Origin of the sequence: Neoaquamicrobium sediminum, from assembly GCF_013240295.1 — a bacterium.
Lineage (GTDB): Bacteria > Pseudomonadota > Alphaproteobacteria > Rhizobiales > Rhizobiaceae > Aerobium > Aerobium sediminum.
Window position 1 is genome coordinate 423743 of sequence record NZ_JABETK010000002.1, and the last position, 24044, is coordinate 447786.

Annotated in this window: 22 protein-coding genes and 1 pseudogene; 13 read left to right on the forward strand and 10 right to left on the reverse strand. The window is 65.7% G+C overall.

What is annotated here, in order from left to right; genetic code table 11:
- Positions 1-15 precede the first annotated feature (15 nt).
- The 9 genes from wrbA (at position 16) to HK436_RS13925 (ending at position 9124) form a co-directional block, all read left to right on the forward strand.
- The gene (gene wrbA, locus HK436_RS13885; protein ID WP_173190652.1) at positions 16-624 is read left to right on the forward strand and encodes an NAD(P)H:quinone oxidoreductase; all 609 of its coding nucleotides are present in this window, start codon (positions 16-18) and stop codon (positions 622-624) included.
- 308 nt (positions 625-932) lie between these two features.
- Positions 933-1955, forward strand: a complete 1023-nt coding sequence (locus tag HK436_RS13890) for an ABC transporter substrate-binding protein (RefSeq protein ID WP_173190654.1) — start codon at positions 933-935, stop codon at positions 1953-1955.
- Between the two features lie 66 nt (positions 1956-2021).
- A complete protein-coding gene (locus HK436_RS13895; protein ID WP_173190663.1) occupies positions 2022-3524 on the forward strand; it encodes a sugar ABC transporter ATP-binding protein in 1503 nt (500 codons plus the stop codon).
- The gene (locus tag HK436_RS13900) at positions 3524-4507 is read left to right on the forward strand and encodes an ABC transporter permease (RefSeq protein ID WP_173190665.1); all 984 of its coding nucleotides are present in this window, start codon (positions 3524-3526) and stop codon (positions 4505-4507) included. Before HK436_RS13895 ends, HK436_RS13900 begins: the two co-directional genes overlap by 1 nt.
- 44 nt (positions 4508-4551) lie before the next feature.
- Entirely contained in the window at positions 4552-5499 is a 948-nt protein-coding gene (locus HK436_RS13905; protein ID WP_376769192.1) for an ABC transporter permease, read from the forward strand.
- The gene (locus tag HK436_RS13910; protein ID WP_173190669.1) at positions 5496-6515 is read left to right on the forward strand and encodes a LacI family DNA-binding transcriptional regulator; all 1020 of its coding nucleotides are present in this window, start codon (positions 5496-5498) and stop codon (positions 6513-6515) included. The genes HK436_RS13905 and HK436_RS13910 overlap by 4 nt, the downstream gene beginning before the upstream one ends.
- A gap of 25 nt (positions 6516-6540) precedes the next feature.
- A complete protein-coding gene (locus tag HK436_RS13915) occupies positions 6541-7785 on the forward strand; it encodes a Gfo/Idh/MocA family protein (protein ID WP_173190671.1) in 1245 nt (414 codons plus the stop codon).
- 10 nt (positions 7786-7795) lie between these two features.
- The gene (locus HK436_RS13920; RefSeq protein WP_312860605.1) at positions 7796-8701 is read left to right on the forward strand and encodes a carbohydrate kinase family protein; all 906 of its coding nucleotides are present in this window, start codon (positions 7796-7798) and stop codon (positions 8699-8701) included.
- A gap of 63 nt (positions 8702-8764) precedes the next feature.
- A complete protein-coding gene (locus tag HK436_RS13925) occupies positions 8765-9124 on the forward strand; it encodes a hypothetical protein (RefSeq protein ID WP_173190138.1) in 360 nt (119 codons plus the stop codon).
- Here the strand turns inward: HK436_RS13925 and HK436_RS34005 are convergent.
- The 5 genes from HK436_RS34005 to HK436_RS33010 are packed head-to-tail and all read right to left on the reverse strand — an operon-like array spanning position 9118 to position 15649.
- Positions 9118-9390: a translocation/assembly module TamB domain-containing protein gene (locus HK436_RS34005; RefSeq protein WP_312860675.1), complete on the reverse strand. Its 273-nt coding sequence runs from the start codon at positions 9388-9390 to the stop codon at positions 9118-9120. The genes HK436_RS13925 and HK436_RS34005 overlap by 7 nt on opposite strands.
- Positions 9315-12602, reverse strand: coding sequence for a translocation/assembly module TamB domain-containing protein (locus HK436_RS34010; protein ID WP_312860606.1), 3288 nt, complete (start codon positions 12600-12602; stop codon positions 9315-9317). Before HK436_RS34010 ends, HK436_RS34005 begins: the two co-directional genes overlap by 76 nt.
- Positions 12509-13720: a hypothetical protein gene (locus tag HK436_RS33005; RefSeq protein WP_312860607.1), complete on the reverse strand. Its 1212-nt coding sequence runs from the start codon at positions 13718-13720 to the stop codon at positions 12509-12511. The genes HK436_RS34010 and HK436_RS33005 overlap by 94 nt, the downstream gene beginning before the upstream one ends.
- Positions 13720-15216 (reverse strand): autotransporter assembly complex protein TamA, encoded by a 1497-nt coding sequence (locus tag HK436_RS13935; protein WP_312860608.1) that lies wholly within the window; start codon positions 15214-15216, stop codon positions 13720-13722. Before HK436_RS13935 ends, HK436_RS33005 begins: the two co-directional genes overlap by 1 nt.
- Entirely contained in the window at positions 15113-15649 is a 537-nt protein-coding gene (locus HK436_RS33010; protein WP_312860609.1) for a hypothetical protein, read from the reverse strand. Before HK436_RS33010 ends, HK436_RS13935 begins: the two co-directional genes overlap by 104 nt.
- A gap of 225 nt (positions 15650-15874) precedes the next feature.
- On the opposite strand from HK436_RS33010, the gene HK436_RS13940 reads away from it, so the two are divergent.
- On the forward strand, positions 15875-16060 hold the full coding sequence (locus HK436_RS13940) for a DUF3008 family protein (protein WP_173190673.1): 186 nt from the start codon (positions 15875-15877) through the stop codon (positions 16058-16060).
- Here the strand turns inward: HK436_RS13940 and HK436_RS34015 are convergent.
- From HK436_RS34015 to HK436_RS13965, 5 genes and pseudogenes are all read right to left on the reverse strand, one after another.
- A complete protein-coding gene (locus HK436_RS34015) occupies positions 16023-16553 on the reverse strand; it encodes a hypothetical protein (RefSeq protein ID WP_446685680.1) in 531 nt (176 codons plus the stop codon). The genes HK436_RS13940 and HK436_RS34015 overlap by 38 nt on opposite strands.
- Before the next feature lie 8 nt (positions 16554-16561).
- A complete protein-coding gene (locus tag HK436_RS13950; protein ID WP_173190675.1) occupies positions 16562-17305 on the reverse strand; it encodes an ABC transporter ATP-binding protein in 744 nt (247 codons plus the stop codon).
- Positions 17302-18137, reverse strand: a pseudogene (locus HK436_RS13955) (ABC transporter ATP-binding protein). The gene HK436_RS13950 and the pseudogene HK436_RS13955 overlap by 4 nt, the downstream one beginning before the upstream one ends.
- Positions 18134-19036 (reverse strand): ABC transporter permease, encoded by a 903-nt coding sequence (locus tag HK436_RS13960; protein ID WP_173190677.1) that lies wholly within the window; start codon positions 19034-19036, stop codon positions 18134-18136. Before HK436_RS13960 ends, HK436_RS13955 begins: the two are co-directional and overlap by 4 nt.
- A 240-nt stretch (positions 19037-19276) precedes the next feature.
- Positions 19277-20299 carry an ABC transporter permease gene (locus HK436_RS13965; protein WP_173190679.1) on the reverse strand — a complete coding sequence of 341 codons (1023 nt, stop codon included), beginning with the start codon at positions 20297-20299 and terminating at the stop codon, positions 19277-19279.
- Between the two features lie 294 nt (positions 20300-20593).
- Here HK436_RS13965 and HK436_RS13970 point away from each other — a divergent pair, with 294 nt between their 5' ends.
- The 3 genes from HK436_RS13970 (at position 20594) to HK436_RS13980 (ending at position 23961) form a co-directional block, all read left to right on the forward strand.
- Complete coding sequence (locus HK436_RS13970) at positions 20594-21190, forward strand: helix-turn-helix domain-containing protein (RefSeq protein ID WP_173190681.1); 597 nt, start codon at positions 20594-20596, stop codon at positions 21188-21190.
- Positions 21187-22779 carry an ABC transporter substrate-binding protein gene (locus tag HK436_RS13975; protein WP_173190683.1) on the forward strand — a complete coding sequence of 531 codons (1593 nt, stop codon included), beginning with the start codon at positions 21187-21189 and terminating at the stop codon, positions 22777-22779. Before HK436_RS13970 ends, HK436_RS13975 begins: the two co-directional genes overlap by 4 nt.
- Positions 22780-22860: 81 nt before the next feature.
- Positions 22861-23961 (forward strand): M24 family metallopeptidase, encoded by a 1101-nt coding sequence (locus tag HK436_RS13980; protein ID WP_173190685.1) that lies wholly within the window; start codon positions 22861-22863, stop codon positions 23959-23961.
- Positions 23962-24044 lie beyond the last annotated feature (83 nt).

The window sequence follows — 24044 nt, forward strand, 5'->3', positions numbered from 1 at the left end:
GAGGAGATAAGCCTGATGGCGAAGATACTGGTTCTCTACTATTCGAGCTGGGGACATATGGAGGCGATGGCGCAGGCGGCGGCCGAGGGCGCCCGTGAGGCAGGCGCCGATGTGACCATGAAGCGCGCGCCCGAACTCGTGCCCGAGGAAGTTGCCATGAAGGCGGGCTACAAGCTCGACCAGAAAGCGGAAATCGCCGATCCGCTGGAACTGGCCGATTACGACGGCATCATACTCGGCATCTCCACGCGTTTCGGTGCCATGGCGTCGCAGATGAAGAACCTGCTCGACCAGACCGGCCCGTTGTGGGCGAAGGGTGCGCTCGTCGACAAGACCGCCACCGTCATCTCGTCGACGGCAACGCAGCACGGCGGCGCGGAACTGGCGATCCTGTCCGCGCAGGCTTCGCTTCAGCACCACGGCATGATTATCGTGCCGCTGTCTTATGCTTACGAAGGCCAGAGCGGAAACGACAAGGTGCGCGGCGGCTCGCCCTACGGGATGACGACGACCGCCGACAGCGACGGAAGCCGGATGCCTTCGGAGCAGGAACTCGAAGGAGCCAAATTTCAGGGCCATCGCTTCGCGAAGATCACCCAGCGGCTTGCGAGCACGGCTTCATAAGCGATCTGAAGCGCGGGTGCGTTCGTAGGCGCCCGAAGGTGTTTGCGGCGACCACCCTCTTCGTTGGTGGCACGCGCTTCGCCAGAGCTGGCGCTCGTCGATCCATTTGCCGACTGCCTCATCGGAGCTGCGATGCAGGCTGAAGAAAAGCAAGGCAATTGGCACGGCGGCGGCATTTGCAGCACTCAGCGGACCGGCATCGCCCCGGATTCTGCTGCACTGCAGCACAGTTTTTCCCCAAAGAGGCTATTGAAATCGATTTCATTGCCGATACAATCGATTTCATTGAGTTCTTTGGGAGGAGTTAAATGTCCAGACTTTCCGCATTCGCAGCATCCGTCGCCGCCATCGCGCTTACCGCGTCCGTCGCGCAGGCAGACGAGTTCACCATCGGTCTTTCCAACGGCTGGGTCGGCTCCGAGTGGCGCACGCAGATGATTGAGGAAGCGCAGGCCGCCGCAGCCGCCTGGGCCGACAAGGGCCACACCGTCAACGTTGTGGTGCAGAGCGCCAATGTCGACGTGCCGGGCCAGATTGCGCACGTGCGCAACTTCATCAGCCAGGGCGTCGACGCCATCATCATCAACCCGAACAGCCCGACGGCGTTCGATCCGGTCTTCGCGCAGGCCAAGGAAGCCGGCATCCTCGTGATCTCGACCGATGCCGAGGTGTCGTCGCCTGATGCGATCTATGTCGGCATCGACCAGACCGCCTGGGGTGCTGCCGGCGCCGAGTGGCTTGCCAAGACGCTCGACGGCAAGGGCAAGGTCGTCGCCATCAACGGCGTTGCCGGCCACCCGGCCAACGAGATGCGCGTCGCCGGCTATCGCTCGGTCTTCGAGAAGCACCCCGACATCGAGGTCGTCAACGAGGTCAACGCCAACTGGGATCAGGCGCAGGGCCAGCAGGCCATGCAGAACCTGCTCGCCACCTATCCGGACATCAATGGCGTCTGGGTGCAGGACGGCATGGCCGCCGGCGCGTGGAAGTCGATCATGGATGCCGGCAAGGCCGGCGATATCGCAGCCACCGGCGAAATCCGCAAGGATTTCATCGACCTGTGGACGGCGGATAACCTGAACTCCGGCGCGTCGGTGAACCCTCCCGGCGTGATGGCCTCGGCGCTCAACGTCGCCGTGTTCATGCTGGAAGGCCGCGAGCTGAAGGAGCCGGCCACGGCGGGCCAGTACGGCAATGCCATGTATCTGCCGATCCCCTTCATCGACTCGTCGAACCTCTCGGAGGCCGCGGCGCAGGTCGAGGGCAAGCCAGGGCATTACTCCTACACCAGCGAGCTCTCCATCGAGGACGCCGAAGCGCTCTTCAAGTAGGCGCATCGCGGCTGGCGCGCCGTCTCCTGCGGCGCGCCGGCTTACCTTTCAGTTCGAGGCAAGACGATGACCGAGCTGCTCATCCGCGGCGCGCGGAAAGCCTATGGCGCGACGCTGGCTCTTCGCCGCGGCGATTTCGACCTCAAGGGCGGTGAAGTGCACGTGCTGATCGGCTCGAACGGGTCGGGCAAGAGCACGCTGTGCAAGATCGTCGCCGGTTCGGTGAAGCCGGACGCCGGCGAGGTCATCCTAAACGGCCAGCCCGTCACCATCGCCGGCCCGCAGGCTTCCCGCGCGCTCGGCATCGGCATCTTCTATCAGGAGCTCAGCCTGTCGGCGCGGCGTACGGTCGCCGAGAACATCCTTTTGCCCGACCTGCCGATGAAGGGTGGGCTGTTCGTTGATCGGGTGGCGCTCGCCAGCCGCGCAGCGCGCTACATCGCGGAGTTCGACGGCGTTTCCGGCGAAGGGTTCGCCGCCGACACGCCCGTCTTCAAGCTGCGCGCCGACCAGCGCCAGCTCGTCGAGATCATGAAGACGCTGGCGACCGAAGCGCCCATCCTCATCTTCGATGAGCCTACCTCGGCGCTCGACCGGGCGCAGGTCGAACGGTTTTTCGAAATCCTCAAGCGGTTGAAGGGCGAGGGCAGGGCCATCGTCTTCATCTCGCACCGCATGGACGAGATCTTCGCTATCGGCGACCGCGTCACCGTCATCCGCGATGGCGAGACGGTGGCAACCTCCAACATCGCCGAAACGGATGTCCCCTCCGTTATCCGCCAGATGGTCGGCGATCATGACGAGGTTGTCGCAGCCCCGCCGGCTGCACCTGCCGTATCCGGCGATACCGGCACTGCGCTCGGCGTGGAAGGTCTCGGCGGAAGCGGCTTTTCCAACGTGAGTTTTTCAGTCGCGCGCGGTGAAATCCTCGGTTTCGGCGGTCTGCACGGGCAGGGCCAGTCGGCGGTGCTGCGCGCGATCTTCGGCGCCGCGCCGCGTGCGTCCGGCGCCATTGCGGTGCGGGGCGAGCCTTTCGCAGCGGCCAACCCCCGTCAGGCGATCGCCCGCGGCGTTGCCTATGTGTCGGGCGATCGCGGCCGCGACGGCATCGTGCAGGGCAGGCCGATCCTGGAAAACGTGACGCCGGTCCATTTCCTGCGCAACCGCCTGCGCATCGTGCGTCCGGGAGAGCTGCAGAAGAAGGCGGCTGGGCCGCTCGATGCGCTCAAGACCAAGTTCCAGACCATCGACCATCCGATCAATTCGCTGTCGGGCGGCAACCAGCAGAAGGTAGTCATCGCCCGCTGGCTGATCGACCGGCCAGACGTCCTCTTGCTCGATGATCCCACCAAGGGCATCGACCTTCAGGCCAAGTCGGACCTTTTCGCGCTGATCCGCCAGCTTGCCGGCGAAGGTCTCGGCATCGTCCTCTATTCGTCCGAAGATGCCGAGCTCTTGGCCAATGCCGACCGCATCCTTGTCTTCAACTCGGGCAGCGTCACGCGCGAGCTGAGCGGCGAGGACCGCACCCGTTACAACCTCTACCACGCCGCTTACGAGGCCGCCTGATGACGAGCCTTTCCGCTTCATCCCAACGCAGCGGCTTTGCAGCCGCAATCGAGCGCCTGCCGTTCCTGCCGGCCTTGCTCATTCTGGTCGTGCTCATTGCGCTCAATGGGTGGTTCGAGCCCAACAGCCTCGGCTTCCGCGCCGTCACGGGCTTGGTCAGCACCTATCTGGCGCTGATGATGCTGGCCATTGCCCAGACCTATGTGGTGATGGCCGGCGACATCGACCTGTCCGTGGGCGCGATCCTGTCGCTGGTCAACGTCGTCGTCATCGTGCTGATGGAGCAATGGGGTGGGGGCGGATTGACGGTTCTGGCGGCCTGTTTCGTCGGCATCCTCACCGGTCTCGCCTGTGGACTGGTCAACGGCCTCGTGGTCGCGGCCCTCCGGCTCCAGGCGATCGTTGCGACTTTTGCCACCTCGATCTTCTTCACCGGGCTTGCTCTCTACGTGCTGCCGGTTGCGGGTACGCCGGCGCCGGCCGCGTTCTGGCGCACCTATGGCGGCCGCATTCTCGAAGTCCCGTTCGTCTTCTGGGCCGTGGCAGTGCTTGCGCTCCTCCTCGTGGCCTTGGTGCGCACGCGGCTGACCACGCTGCTGCTCGCCGTCGGTGATGATGCGCAGGGCGCATTCCAGAGTGGCCTGCCGGTCGTTGCCATCCGCATCAAGGGCTATGTGCTTTGCGGCCTGTTCGCCGCGCTTGCCGCGCTCTGCGTCACCGGTGACACGGCCAGCGGCGACCCGTTGGTCGGCGGCAAGATGACGCTCTACAGCGTCGCGGCCGTCGTTCTCGGCGGCAGCGCGCTTTCCGGCGGCAAGGGCACTGTGGTTGGGTCGCTGGTCGGCGCGCTCATCATCGGGCTCATCAATTCGCTGGTGTTTTTCGTCGGCACGCCGTCCGAATGGCAGAACCTCGTCCAGGGCCTCGCCATCCTCATCGCGCTGATGGCGGGCGTCTTCGTCGGCCGGAGGGTGGGACAATGAGCGCACCGGTAAGCACCCAAAAAACGGCGCCCGGCGGCAATGTCATGCTCGATCTCGTCAAGCAGCCCATCGTCGTCGCGCTGATCCTGATCGCAGTTTTGCTCGCCCTTGGCGAGGCGCTGTCGCCCGGTTTCGCCTCGCTGCAGCAGATCCTGCGGCTTGCCATCGTGGCCGCATTGCTCGGCATCGTGGCGGCCGGCCAGAACCTGGTCATCCTCGGCGGCCGCGAAGGCATCGACCTGTCGGTCGGCGGCGTCGTGTCCCTGTCGGCGATCCTCGCCGGCAACATCATGTCGGGGCAGGATGGCGGCATCCTGCCGGCAGTGCTTGCCTGCGTTGCCGTCGGCGCTCTCTTCGGGCTCTTCAACGGCCTCGGCGTCACCTTGCTGCGCATCCCGCCGCTGGTCATGACGCTGGGCATGCTGGGCGTGCTTCAGGGGCTGCTGGTGGTCATCCGCCAGGGCATTCCCTCCGGGCGCGCAGCACCCGCCCTGTCGCAGTTCGTGTCCCAGCCGTTCCTGTTTGGCCTGCCCGGCATCATCTGGCTGTGGATCGCGATCGGCCTGTTCATGGCCTTCCTGCTCAAGCGCACGGTGTTTGGTCACCGCATCTATGCGGTCGGCTCCAACGAGCAGGCGGCTTTTATGGCAGGCGTTCCGGTGCGCACCATCAGGGTCGCGCTGTTCATGCTGTCGGGCATGTTCGCGGCCGTGGCCGGCATCTGCCTGCTCGGTTATTCCGGCTCGTCCTTCGCTAATGTCGGCGAGACCTACATGCTGCCGTCGATCATCGCGGTGGTGCTTGGTGGCACGCCGCTTGCCGGCGGTCGCGGCGGCTACACCGGCACGATGGCGGGCGCTATGCTGCTGGTGGTGCTGCAAAGCATTCTGACGACCATCAACATAGACGAATCCGGCCGCCAGATGATCTTTGGCGCCACGCTTCTGGTGCTGATGCTGTTCTACGGCCGCGGGAAGGCGATGCGGGGATGAACAGCCGCGCCAAGATCAAGGACATCGCGGCGTCGGTCGGCGTGTCGCCGGCCACCGTCTCGCGCGCGCTGACCGGGTCTGGCCTCGTGGCGGAACCCACGCTCAGCCGCATCCGCGAGGCGGCGCAGAAGATGCACTATCGCCCAAACGTCTCGGCGCGCAACCTGCGCACCCAGCGCTCGATGGCGGTGTTGATGGTCGTGCGCGACGTTGGCAACCCCTTCTATCTTGAGATCCTCAAGGGCGTGGAGACGACGGCTCGCGAGGCCGGCTATTCGGTGCTGATGGGCAACACCGAGAACAATCCGGAGCGCGAGGTCGAATATTTCGACATGCTGCGCGACGGCCATGCCGACGGCATGATCCTGATGACGGGCAAGCTGCCCGACCGCGCCGGCTATTCCGAACAGGTGAGAGGCCTGCCCGTCGTTGTGGCGCTGGAAGAGATCGCCGAAAGCGGGCTCCCGCACGTCATGATCGACAATGAGGCTGCATCGCGCCGCGCCGTCGAGCATCTGATCGGCCTCGGCCATCGCCGTATCGCCCACATCACCGGCCCCGTACCCGAAATCATGAGCCTGCGCCGTCAGGACGGCTATCATCGTGCCATGTCCGATGCGGGGCTGCCGATACCGGAGGGATACGAACCCGTCGGTGATTATCTGCTGCATACCGGCGAGCGCCTTTGCCGCGAGCTGTTCTCGCTGGCCGAGCCGCCCACCGCCGTCTTCGTCGCCAATGACGAGATGGCCTTTGGTGCGATCAACGAACTGCGTCGCATGGGGCTCGACGTGCCCGGCGACGTGTCGGTGGTCGGCTTCGACGACCTTTTCCTGAGCCAGGCCTTCCATCCGCCGCTGACCACAGTCAGCCAGCCGCGCATGGCCATCGGCCAGCAGGCGATGGAGCTGCTGCTGCGCGTCTTTTCCGACGAGGGCGTGGCCCCGTCGGCGGTGGAGATGCCGACCGAACTCAAGCTGCGCGGGTCGACTGCTGCGCCGCGCCCCCAATCCTGAAAAGACAGAACAACGGAGACAACCCATGGGCTTCGAGCCGAAGAACACGCTGCGTATCGGTCTGGTCGGCACAGGCTTCATCGCCCAGTTCCATCTGCGCTCCATGCTGGGTGTACGCAATGTCGAGGTGACCGGCGTATACAGCCGCAGCAGCGACAGGCGGCAGAAGATCGTCGAACTGGTCGACGAACTGGGCCTCGGCCACTGCACTGCGCATGAGAGCCTGGAAGGCCTGCTGCAGGCCGGCGATGTCGATGCGGTCTGGATTCTCTCGCCCAACCACACCCGGCTCGACATCATGCGCACCATTCATCAGGAGGTGACGGCCGGGCGTTCGAAGATTTTCGCCGTCGCCTGCGAAAAGCCGCTGGCGCGCACCATCGGCGAGGCGCGCGAGATGCTCCGGCTCGCCGAGGAGGCCGGCCTCAACCACGGTTACCTCGAGAACCAGGTGTTCTGCACGCCCGTCATTCGCGGCAAGGAGATCATCTGGCGCCGCGGCGCATCGACCACCGGCAGGCCCTATCTGGCGCGCGCGGCGGAGGAGCATTCCGGCCCGCACGAGGCGTGGTTCTGGCAGGGCGACAAGCAGGGCGGCGGCGTGCTGTCGGACATGATGTGCCACAGCGTCGAGGTCGGCCGGCACCTGCTGACGGCGCCAGGCGCGCCGCGCAATTCGCTCACCGTCAAGGCTGTCAACGGCATGGTCGCCAACCTCAAATGGACGCGCCCGCATTATGCTGACCAGCTTCGTGAGCGTTACGGGACCGAAGTCGACTACCGCAATCGCCCGTCTGAGGATTTCGCCCGCGCGACGATTTCGCTGGAGGACGAGGAAGGCAACGAACTGGTGATCGAAGCCTCCACCTCCTGGGCCTATGTCGGTGCCGGCCTGCGTATCCAGCTCGAACTGCTGGGGCCCGAATATGCGATGGAATTCAACTCGCTGGCGACCGGCCTGAAAGTCTTCATGTCGCGCGCCGTAACCGGGTCGGAGGGTGAGGACCTCGTCGAGAAGCAGAATGCCGAGCAGGGGCTGATGCCGGTGCTTGAGGACGAGGCCGGCGTCTACGGCTACACCGACGAAAACCGCCACATGGTGGAGTGCTTCCGCAAGGGCGAGACGCCCCTCGAGACCTTCCATGATGGCCTCGCCGTCGTCGAGATGCTGATCGGCCTCTACCGTTCGGCCGAGACCGGGCAGACGATCAATTTCCCCGCGCCGGAGCTGGAAGACTACGTGCCGCCCGTCGCGCGTCCCCGGGCCTGACGGTCGCACCGTGGAAGCCGAACGCATTCTGGTTCTGGGCAACGTCAACGTCGATCTCGTCATGGGCGAGGTCGACGGCTGGCCTGCCGTCGGCACTGAAGTCATCCTGCCACGCAGCGAGATGCGTGCGGGCGGCTCCGCCGGCAACACAGCTCTGGCCTTGTCAGGCCTGCGCGTCCCCCACCGGTTGGTCGCCTCGGTCGGCACCGACATGATGGGCGACTGGCTCGCCGGTTGCTTCGACGACGCCTACTCGACCTGGATCGCAATGGACGGCGCCACCACGCAGACGGTCGGCATCGTGCACAAAGGCGGGGACCGCGCGTTCTTCACGACAACCGGGCATCTTGCCCTCGCGGGCGTCGAGGACCTTCTGGCGCATGTTCCAGGAGCGCCGGCGGGCAACGCATACGCCATCATCTCCGGCGGCTTTCTCATGCCCGAGATCGAACGGGAGACCTCTGCCCTGATCGCCGCGCTGCAGGCGAGGGGATGGACGGTCGCCATCGATCCGGGTTGGCCGCCGGCCGGCTGGACCGGAGAGACCCGCGACCGGATGCGCGCATGGCTGGCCGAGGCCGACATCGCGCTCATCAATGCGGAAGAAGCAAAGGGCATTGCGGCAACGGATACGCTCGATGCCGCGATTGCATTCCTGCGTCCGGACAGCGCTTCGGACCGTATTCTGGTGGTCAAGAGCGGCGCCGACGGTGCTCTCGTGATGCAGCGCGACGAGACCATCGCAGTCGAAGCCCCGAAGGTCGAGGTCATCGACACGGTCGGAGCCGGTGACACGTTCAATGCCGGCTTCCTCGCCGTGCTTGCGCGCGGGGGCAGCCTGCACGAGGCGGGGGAGGGTGGCGTTCGCGCAGCCTCCAGTGCCATCTCAACCTTCCCGCGACGTTACGACCTCTGATCCGCCCTACACGGGTGGAGCGTTTTTCACCTCCGCGCGTTGTTCGCGCAGAGGAGACTGATCATGACTGAGATACTCTGGCTGCTGATCGTTATTGGCGGCCCCATTTTGATCGCCGTACTTTTGGCCTACGCGATGCTTAATCGCCGGAAACGCTCGACGGGCGAGGCGGCAGCGCAGCGCAGTGCCACGCGCCAGCTCTACGAAGAGAAGGAAGGGCCTTCGCCGCTCGACAAGGCGGTTAAATCCGATGAGCCGCGGGAAACGCCGGCGACGCGCTCTTTCCGCGCCGAGCAGGCACGCGCGGATGCCGAGGAAGAACTGGAAGAGGGGCTGGAAGACACGTTTCCCGCCAGCGATCCTGTTTCAGCCACGTCCACCACAACCACCGGCGCGCCGAAGCAGCGCCGCAACGGTCAGTAGTCGCGCTCGAAGAACACGCCGAGGGACGAGTCGCCGTCGCTTCCGAGCGAGCCGCGCGCCTTCAGTTCCTCGGTGATGTCGAGATTGATCGTACCGCGCGTCGAGCCCTGCGCGCCGGCTTCCACGCCCAGATAGATGTTGTCGCTGATGTAGCGGCCAGCCCGCACGGCGGCGTTGCCCTCGCTGTCGGTCACGACGTCGAGATCGTCGAGGCCCGTCGCGTTGCGCAGGCTGCCGAGCAGCGACGTGTTCGAGCCGCCCGCCAGTTCGGCCGCCGCGCCGCAAGCTGCGCGATCTGCAGTGGCGACAATTCGCTCAGGCCACGGTTGAAGATCAACCGCGCCAGCACCTCATCCTCAGGCAGCGCCGGCTGCGAGGAGAATGAGATATCGAGATCGGAAACGCGTCCCGACACCGTGATGAACACGGTGATGTCGCTGCTGGCCGAACGGGCGACGAAGTTGAGGAACGGATCGAGGTCGCCCACCAGCGTTACCGTGCCTTCGTCGAAGGTGATACGCTGGGCGAGGATCGAAAGCCGGCCGCGAATGAGGTTGAAGCCGCCCACCGGCTGGATGTCGGTCACCGGCCCTGTAAGCTGCACCCGCCCGCCGAGTTCCGCGTCGAGCCCTCGGCCGCGCACGAAGATGCGGGCAGGGGCGTTCACACCGATATTGAGCCGCAGCACGCTCGGCCGCGCCGAGGGCGTCGGCGTGCCGTCATTGGCCCGCGCGCGCTCCAGTGTCCGCTGTACGCCGGGCGGTGGGTTTCGGTGGATGACGTCGATGGAAGCAGCACCTCCGGCCAGATTGTCCGGCACGGTGATCTCCGCGCGCTCGACGTTGATCTCGCCTGCAAGAACCGGGTCCCGGGTCAGCGCGCCGGTAACTGCAAGGTTGCCGTTCACCGTCGCGACCACCATGTCGCCGTCTGCATAGCGCGCCTGGTTCAGCGCGACGCGGATGTCGGCCGGGAAGCCCGCCGCTGCGTTGGTCGAAATCGTACCGCTGGCGCTCAGACTACCGCCTGCCGACAGCGAGGCATTGGCGGAGCGGATGGTCACGGTCTCGCCGTCGATCGACGCCATCACGTTGATGTCGCGCAGGCCCACATTGCTTTCGGGATCAATCACCTGCGCGCCGTTGGTCGAGGCCATGCCGCGGATGACCGGCTGCTGGATGCTGCCTGACACAGAGCCGCTGAGTTGCACGACGCCGACGAGCTGCGTGCCGCGATCGGCAAGGAAGCGGTTCGCCAGCGACAGCGGTGCAGCACCGTTGAGGTTCACGGAAAGGCCGTTGCCGGACAGGGGCACCGTGCCGCTCGCGTCGAGCGACAAGCCAGCCGGGCCGGTGACGGAAACGGATGAAAGCGTCACCGCCTGGTCGGCGAAGCGGCCCGCTGCGGTCGCGTCCAGCGAAGCAATGCCGGCCGCCTGCAGGGGAGCGGCGCTGAGGCTGCTGCCGCGCAGGTTGAAATTCGCCTGCGGGGCGCTCGTCGTCCCGGCAACCCGCGCGGTTCCGGTGATGGTCCCGCCGAGGTTCTGGCCGGGCGCAACGCGGTTCAGCGCCGCCAGAGGAAACGCATTGAGGTCGATGTCCAGCGCGAGCTGGCCGTCATCGAGCGGCACGCCTCCGCGCACATTGGCGCGCAGGCCTTCCGGGCTGCTGACGGAGGCATCCACATTCAGCCGCTGCCCGGTCGTCTCGCCGCTCGCCCGCACGTTCAGGGAGCTCTGTCCGGCCTGTTGCAGCGCGGCGGCGGTGATGGCGTCGCCGTTAAGCGTGAACCGCGCGTTTGGCGCGTCGCGCTCGCCGGAAACTGTCGCTTCGGCGTTGAGCGTGCCGCCCAGGCCGAGGTCGGGGCGTACCAGATTGGCGATCGACAGCGGCAGCCGTGCGATCGACACGTCGAGATCGATGGTACGCGCGATGCTTCCATTCGCCGAAATGCGTCCGCCCGCGACATCGACGGCCAGCGAATCAATCTCGATATTGTCACCGACGATCAGGAGCGATGCCGGTTCCAGCAGGCGGGCGGTGACGACGCCCTGGCCGAGCGACGCTTCCTCGAGACCGATGCGGAAGCCTTCACCTTCTGGCGAAAGCGCTCCGCGCGCCCGAGCCTGGGTGCCGTTGTCCAGCCTTGCGTCGGCCTCGAAGGCGGTGGTCTCGCCGCTGCTCCGTGCCGTTGCGTTCAGCGTAGCCACGTCGACCCCGCCGGCTACCAGCGCCTGCGCGTTGACCGTGCCGTTGACGACGGGCACACCGAAGAGATCCTCGAGCTGCGCCCGCACATCGGCCTGGCCGAGTTGCGTTTCGCCCATGCGGAAGCCGCGCACGGTCGCCTCCGCCGTTGCGTTCTGTTTGCCTTCCTCGGTTGAGGAAAGCGCCACAGTCGCATCGACGGCGCCCGCCGCTTCGACGAGGAAAAGCGCTGCAGCCGTCGAGATGTCTGCGGCGTCCACGGCGAGATCGCCGTCAAGCAGGCCGGTCGGGCCCTGCGTGACCGATCCGGTGAGCCGCGCGCCGCCGGCGGTGAATTCCAGGTCGCTTAGGCGGCGCTCGCCGGCCGCTGAAGCAACGCCAGCCGAGAGCTGGACGCGCACGCCGTCGAGGAAGGCGTCGCCGCCGACCGTGCCAGCAACCGCGCCGCCATCGAGCGTGCCGTCGAAGGCGATCTGCGCCTGCGTCAGGCGCTTGCCCGCGAGGCTGCCGTCGGCCACCCGCGCCAGCGTGTTGATGGCGATCGGCCCTTCGCTGCCGGAAAGCCGTCCGCGCGCTTCAAGTCGGCCCTGCGCCTGTTGCGATACGAGCGCGAGGTCGGAAAGGGTCAGCGCATAGTCGAAATCGGCCGCGCCCGTGGCGATTGTGCCGTCCGCGGTCAATTCGATGCGCTCGTTGCCGACGCGTAGGTTCTCGGCGGCCAGCCCGTTCTCGCCGCGCGCGACCCGGCCGGTGATCGTTGTTTCCCCGCCAAGAAGATTGTCGGCAGCCTCGATCCCAATGCGCAGTTCTCTGGCCGAACTGTCGATCGTCAGGTCGAAAGCGCCGCTCACAGGCCGCACCTCGCCACTGGCACGCAGGTCAAGAGCACCCTGCAGGTCGCGACCGGCGAGGCCGGAGAAGGGCGCTATGCTCTGCGCCTGTACCGCCATGTCGCCGTTGAAGGCCAGTTCGGCGATTTTGCCTTCCAGCGAGACCGAGAGGCCGTTGCCTGAAAGGACCGCGTTGGCGAGGTCTACCGGCGCGCCGGCATTCCACGAGCCGTCGACGTCGAGCGTGATCTCGTCGCCCAGCGCTTCGCCGACGTCGGCACGCGTCGCGATGATGCCTGACAGGGCCCCGTCGACGCCAAAGGTGATGCTGCGCGCATCCGGTCGGTCTAGGTTGCGAGCGAGCCCCCGAGATCGAACACCGCGCGCTCGGCGGTGAACTCGGGCGTTGCCAGCGCGTCGACCGCGATCTGGCCCGACCATTCCTCGCTGCCGGCTTCTCCGAAGGAGAGGTCCACCGTGGCGCGTCCGACTGTTGTCTCGCCGCCCGGCAGCGGTAGCACCACGCGCTCGTCGCTCCCGTTGTCGATTGTCGCATCGAGGTTCAGACGGCGCAGAAACCCGTCGGCCTGCGTTTCGGCTGCAGCCTGCAGAGACAGTGCCGCGCTGCGCAGATCGAGCGTATCGAGCCGCATGCCGCCTGCATCCTTGACGAGGCCGCGCGCCTCAAGCGTCGTCTCCGCGCCGAAGAAGTCGCGGAACTGCACCGGGATGAGCCTTGCGATAGGCCCGGAAAGCTCTGCGCCATAGGCCAGGCCTTCGTCTTGCCGGCGGATCTGCGTGATGCCGCTCAGCACGCGCTCGCCGTCGGCGTCGAGCGCGAGCGTCACGTCGAGGCTCGACAATGGCCCCGCGCCGGTAACCTCGAGAGCGACCGGCGGGCGGCCCTCGATGTTCAGCGCGTTGGCGACGATGCCGTCTGCCGGTTCGGAAAGCTTCAGATCGAGGTCCAGCTCCTCGGTTTCGTTCGCATAGGTCGCGGTCAGGCCGAACTGCCCGCCGGGGCCGTCCAGTCGGGTGATGTCGAGGGCGGTATCGAGCGAACCATCTTCCAGCCGGATGCGGCCCGCGACCGAGAGCTCGGACTCAAGGCCGAACACGTCCTGTCCGAAGCTGATCGAAGGCACTTCCAGCGCATCCAGATTGATCGCGATGGGTAGTTCCGGGATCTGGAACGAGCTCGATTCCGGCGCCGGCAGGCTTTCGTCCGGGATCGGCTTGCGAACCACCTCGATCCGTTCGGCGCTCAGCGTGTCGATCTGCAGGCGCTGCCGCAACAGCAGCGTCGTCCGGCTCCACACGATGGAGGCGTTGACGATGCGCAGCCACACACCTTCATTATCGGCGACGGTGATCTGGCCGATCTGCGCGTTTGACGACAGAACGCCCTGGATGCCCTGTATCCGGATCTGACGGTTCGGCGCGGACAGCCGGTCCTCGATGAAGGACATCAGGAGCCCGCGTTCCTCTTCCGGCGTTTCCTGCTGCGCAAGGGCAGGGGCCGTCATTAGGAACATCAGAAGGGCGGCGAGAATGCGCATCAGAATGCCTGTCCTATGCCGACATAGACGCCGACGCTGGGATCGCCCTCCCGCCGGTCGAGCGGAACGGCCACGTCGAGCCGGATCGGCCCGAGCCCGGTGATGTAGCGCAGGCCCACACCAGCGCCGACCCGCACGTCCTCGTTGAAGCTCGGGATCGTGTCCTCGCCGACATAGCCGGCATCGACGAACCCGACGACGCCGATGGAATCGGTGACGCGAACGCGCGCCTCGACCGATGCTTCCGCCAGCGAGCGGCCGCCAATCACATTGCCGGCGGCCGTCGGCACACCGATATTGCGGTAGCCGTAGCCGCGTACCGAGCCGCCGCCGCCGGCAAAGAACAGCATGTCCGGCGGCAGTTGGGCGATCGAGGGGCCCGTCAGCATCCCCAGCTTGAGGCGACCAGCCAGCACGAAGCGGTTCTCCGCGCCGAACCCGTAATAGGCGCGGGCCTCGGCGGTGGCTTTGAAGGCCGGGTTGCCGTATTCGAACTCGTAGAACGGATACGCCGTCGCCTCGAGAAACAGGCCCTCGGTTGCGTCCGCGGCGTTGTCGCGGCTGTCATAGCTGAGGCTGCCCGACACGCCGACGGTGGTGAAATCGCGCCTGCCGAATTCGTCGTCGTCGAAACGCGCCCGCCCACCCATCAGGAACAGCTTGGCCGACAGCTCCTCGCTGAAGAGGTGCGTGAAGCCGCCGGTTGCGGTGACGGCGGTGCGGGTATAGGCGTCAAGCACCTCGCGGTCGCCGAAGAGCGATGCCGTGAAATCGGTATCCGGCGTATAAACGCCGGGCTTCACGAAGGTCGCGCCCACGCGATAGGTGAATTCGTCCGGCTTGAAGGTTTCGCCGATGCCTGCGACCTTGGCTTCGACACGCAGCCGCTCGGCGCGCCCGAAGAGGTTGCGGTGCAGCCAGAAGGTCTCGAGCCCGAGTCCGTCAATGGTCGAATAGGTGCCGCCGACGCCGAAGCGGCGCGGCAGCCGTTCCTGCACGATATAGGTGATCGGCAGCATGCCGTTGGCGTCCAGCATCTCCGCTTCCTGGAAGCGCGCGGCGCGGAAGACGTCGAGGCGGGCGATGCGCGTGCCGGCGCGCTTGATGTCGTCTGGGTCGTATTCCTGCCCCTGCCGCAGCCCGGTCATCCAGGCGAGCCATTCCGGGTCGATCCGCTCCGCGCCCTCCACGGTCACCGGTCCGTAATAGGCCTTCTGGCCCGGATCGACGGTAATGCGTGCATCGATGACATCGGCGTCGTGCGCGGCCTCCACGCGCCGGTCGGCGATCTCGGCCTTGGCATGGCCCTGCTGGCGCCAGGCTTCCACCGCAAGCCGCTCGGCGCGCAGCACGGCGCCCGACTTTGCGACCTCACCAGCGGCGAAACCTTCGTCACGCGGGTCGTCGACCTCGTCGCGGCGGTTGGTTGCCGGCGGCGCCTGGTTGACGATCTCGGCCTCGCGGAAAGTGAAGAGGGGGCCGGGATCGACGGTCACCAGGACGGTGGCCGGCTCGGCCAGCGTCGTCGGGCGCAAGCTCGGCGGCCTCACGTCCGTCTATGCGGATCGAGATCGTGCCGCCGTAGCGTCCTTCGGAATAAAGCGTCGCAAGCAGCCGGCGATAGTCGCCACGGGCCTTTGCCAGCAGGCCGGCAGCGCCCGAGGCCGGTTCCTCGCGGTCGGCCCATAGCGTCGAGGCGCCGCGCAGCTTTCGCTCCAGCCCGTCCTCGTCCTCGCTGACGGCGAACTCGACGTCGTAGTTCTGCGGCTCGCCGATCACCAGATCTTCCTCGGCCGGTTCATCGCGGCCGAAGAGCTTGAGCCCGAAAATCTCGAACGCATGCGCGGGCAGCGGCGCGGCCATGGCCACGCACACGACACCCGCAACGACACGGAAAGCCAATCCTGGAGACGACCTGCGCCCGATCAAGCGTACACCTTACACATCACAACAATCGCGCTGGCTTCTGGCTGCCACCGGCGCGATTATCGATGTCATAACCTTAAGAATCCGCTTTCAACGGACCGCACCCGGCGCAATCTACCGATGCGGCACCCCCTTGTCCAACGCCCCCGGTCACGGAATGTTACGGAACATCCTGTTGTTCTTCACGTTTTCTTGTTTCGGCGGGGCCGCGAAACAGGAGTGAGCACCATGCCTGCGACATCCAAGGCACAGCAGAAGGCAGCCGGGGCAGCGCTAGCCGCCAAGCGCGGCGAGATCAAGAAATCCGAGCTGCAGGGCGCGTCGCGCGAGATGTATGAATCGATGACCGAAGACCAGCTCGAGGACTTCGCGGAGACTAAGCGCAAAGGCCTGCCTGAGAAGAAGTCGGACTAGTTATCGCGCCGCCAGGAACGCGGCGATTGCCGGTATCCGCAAATGCTCGACCAGCGCCACGCGGTCGGGCGTGAAGTGACCCTCGACATCGAGCATGTTGACGGTACCCAGCACCTTGCCGCGCACGAAGACCGGCATGTTGATGCAGGAGCGGCAGCCGATCGAGCCGATCAGCTCCCAGTCGGAGGAAGTGGCCGGCGATCGCCTCCAGCGTGTTGGCGACGAACAGTTGCTTGCCGATGACCACCTGTTGGAACCAGGGATCGACGGTGATCGGCTTGGTCCCGGAGACCGGATAGGCCTCCGGCATGTTGGTATAGAGCCGCCGCGCGACTTCCGCGTCGAGGTCGACCGTCGTCACCGTGAACAGCTTTGCGCCGACGATTTGTTGTGCAAGCGCCTGCAGCGCCTGCCAGGGCTTCTGCGGACCGGTTTCCTCTGCGATGGCGCGGTGAAATGCGCCGAGCGCGGCTTCGATGTCATGCGATGTCATGGGTTTCCTCAGGCGGATAGGCGCGTCGTGCTCTTTTCGACGAGTTCGCGCGAATAGGGGGCGGTCATGGTGTTGGTCTTGAGCGCGTCGACCGTCGCCACCTCCACGATGCGGCCCTGCCGCATCACGGCCAGCCGGTCGCACAGGAAGGAGACGACAGGCAGGTCGTGGGTGACGAGAATGTAGGTCAGGCCCTGTTCGCGGCGCAGGCGCTTGAGCAAATTGAGGATTTCGGCCTGGACCGAGACGTCGAGCGCCGAGGTTGGCTCGTCCAGCAGCAGGATCTTCGGCTTGAGCATCAGCGCGCGGGCAATCGCCACGCGCTGCCGCTGCCCGCCGGAAAGCTGGTGCGGCAGCCGGAACCGGAATTTCGGGTCGAGCCCGCAGGCGTCCATCATCTCGGGAACGCGCTGGTCCGCCCCGCCGATGCCGTGGATGGTCAGCGGCTCGGACAGCGTCGCGTCGACCGTCTGGCGCGGATGCAGCGATCCGTACGGATCCTGAAACACCATCTGGCAAAGTGCTGCGAATGTCCGGTCGATGCGCTTTCCGCGCGCCTTGCCGAACAGCGAGATTTCGCCTTCCCAGTCCGGCGCGAGCCCGGTAATGGCGCGCAGCACGGTCGATTTGCCGGACCCGCTCTCACCCACCAGCCCGAAGCATTCGCCCTCGGCGATGTCGAGCGAGAGGCCTTCCACGACAAGGGTATCGCCGTAGGAGATGTCGAGGTTGCGCAGTGAGATCGCGTTCATGCCGTCTCCCATTGGCTTCGGTCGAGCACGGGAAGCTCCTCGCGCGTTTCATCCAGCCGCGGCACGGATGCCAGCAGGCCGCGCGTATAGGGGTGCGTCGCCTTGTCGAGTTCGCTCGCTAGGCATTCCTCCACCACCTCGCCGCGATACATGACGAGGATGCGGTCGCAGAAGGCGGACACCAGATGCAGGTCGTGGCTGATGAAGATCAGCCCCATGCCGTTTTGGGTGATCAGCTCGTCTATGATCTTCAGAACCTCGCCCTGCACCGAGACGTCGAGCGCCGAGGTCGGCTCGTCTGCGATCAGGATCGATGGGGCAGGGATCAGCATCATGGCGATCATCACGCGCTGGCCCATGCCGCCCGAGACCTCATGCGGGTAGAGGTCGAACACCCGTTCGGGATCGCGGATCTGCACCGCCTCCAGCATGTCGAGCACCCGCTGGCGTATCTGCTTTCGCGGCAGCCTCTCGTGCACGGCCAGAGCCTCGCCAATCTGCTCGCCGACGGTGAGCACCGGGTTGAGCGAGAATTTCGGGTCCTGCATCACCATCGAGATGCGCGCGCCGCGCACCTTGCGCATCTCGCGCTCGGAGATCGACAGCAGGTCCTGGCCCTCGAAGCGCAGCCTGTCGGCGGTCACCACCCCGGCGCGCGGATGAGGCGCAGGATCGAGCGGCCGGTCATCGACTTGCCCGAACCGCTTTCGCCGACGATGCCCAGCCGCTCGCGGCCGAGCGAGAAGGAAACGCCGCGCACCACCTCCACCGGGCCGGTCGCAGTGGGGAAGCGCACCCGCAGGTTCTGGACCTCCAGAAGCGGCTCTGTCATTGCTTGCCTCCGCTCTTGGGATCGAGCACGTCGCGCAGCCCGTCGCCGAGGAAGCAGAAGCCGAGCGAGACGATCACGATGGCGAAGCCCGGCATTGTGGCCACCCACCACTGGTCGAGGATGAAGGCGCGGCCACGCGAAATCATCGCGCCCCATTCCGGCAGCGGCGGCTGTGCGCCGAGCCCGAGGAAGCCGAGGCCCGCCGCCGTCAGGATGATGCCGGCCATGTCGAGCGTAACGCGGATGATGACCGAGGACGAGCACAGCGGCAGGATATGGCGCAGGATTACCCGCGCGGCCGAGGCGCCCTGCAGGCGGATCGCGGCGATGAATTCGGAGTTGCGGAAGGTCAGCGTCTCGGCGCGTGCAATGCGCGCATAGGCCGGCCATGACGTGATGGCGATAGCGATCACCGCGTTCTCGATGCCCGGCCCGAGTGCCGCCACGAAGGCGAGCGCCAGGATCAGCTTCGGCATCGACAGGAAGACGTCGGTGATGCCCATCAGGATGCGGTCCGTCCACCCGCCGAAATAGCCTGAAATGGCCCCGACGATCAGGCCGAGCGGCGCCGCGATGGCGGCCACCAGCAACACGATCACCAGCGTGATGCGCGCGCCGTAGACGATGCGCGACCAGATGTCCCGCCCGAGTTCGTCGCTGCCGAGCCAGAATTCAGGCCCCGGAGGCTGCAGCCGGTCGGTCAGTGTGCCGGCATAGGGCGAATGCGTGGCGAAGAACGGCGCGAAGACCGCCAGAACAACCAGCACCAGGATGATCAGCGCGCCGATCACCGCAAGCGGGTTGCGCATCAGCGCCATGAAGACGCGATAGGAGCGCCCGAGCCGCGCCTGCATGCGCGAGGCGGGGGATTCCGTCAGAAGCCATTCGCGGGTCGTCATGGCGCGCTCCTCGACGTAGGGTCGCGAATGACGAGTTCTTGCGCGCCCCCTCTGTCCTGCCGGACATCTCCCCCACGCGCGGGGGATCGGTCCGCGCGCCACTTTTCGCCAACCTTCAGCGTTGCAGACTAGGTGCGGAAGCAAATGAAGGCTGATCTCCCCCATGTGGGGGAGATGTCCGGCAGGACAGAGGGGGCAACGTAGAGCGCGGCGTGTGGATCGAGAGGTCTTGCATCGTCCTCACCTCGCTCTCGGGTCCAGCACGCGATAGAGCACGTCGGAGACCTTATTGATGGCGATGAAGACCGCGCCGATCACCAGCGTCGCGCCCAACACTGCATTCATGTCCGCATTGAGCAGCGCCGATGTCAGGTAGTTGCCGATGCCCGGCCAAGAGAACACGGTTTCGATCATCACCGAGCCTTCCAGAAGCCCGGCATAGGAGAGGCCGATGACCGTGATCAGCGGCACCCGGATCGGCCTGAACGCGTGGCGCCAGATTACCTGCCGCTCGGGCACGCCCTTCACGCGGGCGGTGATGACGTATTCCTGGCTCAATTGGTCGAGCATGAAGGAGCGGGTCATGCGTGCGATGTAGGCGAGGCTGAAGAAGCCGAGGATCGAGGCCGGCAGCACCAGATGGCTGACGGCATTCCAGAACACCGTCCAGTCGCCTGCGATTATGCTGTCCACCAGCATCAGGCCGGTCACCGTCGGCACCAGCCCGTCATAGAAGATGTCGAGCCGGCCCGGCCCACTCACCCATTGAAGGCGGGCGTAGAAGAGCAGCAGCCCGATGAGGCCGAGCCAGAAGGCGGGAACGGAATAGCCGAGCAGGCCGACGACGCGGATCGCCTGGTCGGTGAGGCTGCCGCGCCGCGCCGCCGCCACGACGCCCATCGGCACGCCGAGCACCACGCCGATGATGATGCCGAGCGTCGCCATTTCCAGCGTGGCGGGAAAGACGCGCGCGAGGTCCGAGGCAACAGGCCGGCCGGTGGTGACAGATGTGCCGAGATTGCCGGTCAGCACGTCTCCGACATAGGATGCGAACTGCATGACAAGCGGCCGGTCGAGCCCCATCTCCACCCGCACCCGCTCATAGACTTCCTGCGGCGCGCGGTCGCCGACGACGGCGAGAACCGGGTCGATCGGGATGATGCGGCCGATGAAGAAGGTGATCGCCAGCAGCCCAAGGAAGGTAAGCGCGATGGTGATCGCGAACGCCCCCGCCGACATCGCGAAACGCCGGCCTGCGCGCATTCGGCCTCCAGCCGCGCTCGTCTGGGCACGGCCGATACCCGGCTCGACTGCTGGTTCGATCGACAAGCTGAGATTGCTCCGCTGGCGTCGCACGATCTGTCGATAGTACCCAACAGGAAAAACGCGCGCTCTCGAAATTTCAGACTTGGATAATACAAATAATTTTGCTTGTATCAAAAAAATTTTGATGGAGTGCGCCGGCCTGTGAATATCCCGCAGCACCAAAGCCCGGCCCAGCAATCGGCGCAGCCGCGTGTGGGCGCGTTGATCCGGGCGCGTCGGCGCCAATTGCACATGACGTTGCAGGCGCTCGGCGAGGCGGCCGGGCTCTCCGTCGGCTTCCTCAGTCAGGTCGAGCGTGACCAGGCGACACCGTCTCTGGGCGCGCTTGCGGGGATCGCACGCGGCCTTGGCGTCGATATCGACTACTTTGTCGCCACGCCGTCGATCGGCAACGGCGTCACCCGCGCCGGCTCGCGCCAGACCTTCTCGCTGCCGGGCTCATCGGTGATGTACGAGCGGCTGCACGCCGAGTTTCCGGGCAGGGGGCTTTCGTCCTTCGTCATGATCGTGCCGCCGGGCCACCATTCCGAGATGGTCCATCACGAGGGCGACGAGCTGCTCTACGTCCTCGACGGCGAGATCGCGCAGACGGTGGACGGCGAGACGATCCGCCTCGGCGCCGGCGACAGTCTCCATTTCAGGGGCTCGAGCAATCATAGCTGGGCCAATGAGAGCGACCGGCCGGCGCGCATTCTCTGGACCGGCACCATGGCGCTCCTGCGTCCAAGGCAGGAGACGGACCGCCACCAGTCGGCCGACACGGACAGAAACCCGGCGGTCGTCACCGAACTCAATCACACCGCTTCAGCAGGGAGAACAAAACCATGAAAATCCTCAAGCAGGCCGTCCTCGCGGCAATGCTGTCGACCGCAGCACCCTTCGGTGCGGCCTTTGCCGCCACCCCGGCCGACGTGCTGGTCGTCGCGCAGAACATCGACGACATCGTCGCCATCGATCCGGCCCAGGCCTACGAGTTCTCGTCTGGCGAGCTCGTCACCAACATGTACGACCGGCTCGTGCAGTACGAGCCCGAGGATCTGGAGACGCTTGCCGGCGGTCTCGCCTCCGAGTGGACTGTCGACCCGGAAGGCAAGACCATCACCTTCACGCTGCGTGACGGCGTCACCTTCCATTCCGGCAACCCGCTGCGGCCCGAAGACGTGCTGTTCTCCTTCAGGCGCGTGGTGGCGCTAGAGAAGGCGCCCGCCTTCATCCTTACCCAGCTCGGCTGGACCGCCGACAACATCGAGGAGATGGTCACGCTTGGCGACAACACCGTCACCATTAAGTATGAAGGTGACTTCTCGCCGAACTTCGTGCTCAACGTGCTCGCCTCGCGCCCGGCGTCCATCGTTGACGAAGCGACGGTGATGGAAAACGAGGTCGACGGCGATTTCGGCAACGCCTGGCTCAACACGAATTCGGCTGGCACGGGCCCGTTCAAGCTGCGTGTCTATCGCCCGGCGGAACTGGCGACGCTGGACGCGAACCCCGACTATTTCAAGGGCGCGCCAAAGGTCGGCTCCGTCATCATCCGTCACGTCGCCGAGGCTGCGACCCAGCAGCTCCTGCTGGAATCCGGCGATGTCGACATGGCCAAGAACCTGACGCCAGACCAGATCGCCTCGCTCGAGGGCAAGGACAATGTGGAGATCGAGACCTACCCGCAGGCAGCCGTGCACTGGTTCTCCTTCAACCAGAAGGTCGAGGCGCTGACCAACGAAGCGGTGTGGGAAGCGGCACGTTATCTCGTCGACTATGAGGGCATGGCCTCCACCTTCCTCAAGGGCCAGATGCAGGTGCATCAGGCGTTCTGGCCGTCGGGTTTCCCTGGCGCTCTGAACGACACGCCCTTCACCTACGATGTGGAGAAGGCGAAGCAGATTCTCGCGGACGCCGGCGTCGAACTGCCGATCACGGTCACGCTGGACGTCATCAACTCGACGCCCTTCACAGACATCGCCCAGTCGTTGCAATCGACTTTCGCCCAGGCCGACATCAATTTCGACATCGTGCCCGGCACCGGCGCGCAGGTCATCACCAAGTACCGCGCCCGCACGCATGAAGCGATGCTGCTCTACTGGGCGCCGGACTTCATGGACCCGCACTCCAACGCCAAGGCGTTCGCCTACAACGCTGACAACTCGGACGACAAATACGTCTCCACGACCACATGGCGCAACGCTTGGGCCGTGCCGGAGGAGATGAACAAGGAAACCATGGCCGCGCTCGCAGAACCCGATCAGGAAAAGCGAAACCAGATGTATATCGACCTCCAGAAGCAGGTGCAGGAGAAGGCGCCGTTCGTGGTGATGTTCCAGGCCGTCAAGCAGGTCGGCATGGCGCCGCAGGTCGAGGGCTTCGTCAACGGCGCGATTTCCGATTTCGTGTTCTACCGTCTGGTCGACAAGAACTGACCGGACAGTAGGCGGGCCGTCGGGGGCCGACGACGGCCCGCTTTCATTCTTCCCGACTTCTGATCAATTGAGGAAAATGCCGTGACGGATATTGTCACCGAGCGCATTGCGCGCCTGCGCGAAAAAATGAAGCAGACCGGAACCGGGCTCGTCGCCGTCGGGCCGGGCACGCACATGCAGTGGCTGGTCGGGTTCTATCCCCATCCCGACGAGCGCCCCTGCCTGTTGCTGGTGGGCCCGGAAAAGGCGGGCTTTCTGATGCCGGCGCTCAACGCCGAAGCGGCGAAGCAGCAATCCGGTCTGCCGATGTTCGAATGGGCCGACGCCGATGGCCCCGACGCGGCGCTCGCCGAGGCTCTTGCCGCGATTTTCCTCAACAAGGAAGGCCGCATCGTGCTCGACGAAACGATGCGTGCCGACTTCGCCTTCCTGCTGGCCGACGCGCTTCCGGGCCTCGCCCGCGCCTTCACCGGCGATACGCTCGGCCTGCTGCGTTCGATGAAGGATGAAGAGGAATACAGGCGGCTCAAAGCCTGCGCCCTCCTCAACGACGAGGCGATGAAGGCCGCTTGGGCCGCCATCAAGCCGGGCATGACCGAGATGCAGTTAGCTGACGTCGTACGCGGCCACTTCTCCGACAATGGCGGCGCACCACTGTTCTGGATCGTCGGCGCCAGCGAGAACGGAGCCCATCCGCACCATGCCACCAGCGATCGCGTGCTGAAGCGCGGCGACGCCGTGGTGCTCGACATCGGTGGCCGGCGCAACGGCTACCCAAGCGACATGACCCGCATGGCGATTATCGGCGAGGCGCCCGAAGGCTACGCCGAGGTCCATGAGGTTGTTGAGCAGGCGGTGCAGGCGGCCCTGGCTGCGGCAAAGCCCGGCGTCAAGGCGAAGGATGTCGACAAGGCCGCGCGCGACGTCATCACGGCCGCCGGCTACGGCGAATATTTCGTCCACCGCACCGGCCACGGCCTCGGCATCGACGTCCACGAGCCGCCTTACATCACTGCCACGTCGGATACGGTGCTGGAGGAAGGCATGGTCTTTTCCATCGAGCCCGGCATCTACCTGCCGGGGCGCTTCGGCATCCGCCTGGAAGACATCGTCTTCCTGCGCGCCGACGGCCCCGAGATTCTCTCAAGCCTGCCTCGCGGCGCGCATGTCGTAAAAATCTGACATCGGCTTTGCGGTGCGTCCTTCGAGGCTCGCTGCGCTCGCACCTCAGGATGAGGACCGTAGTGTGTCGAGCCTGCTGCGCC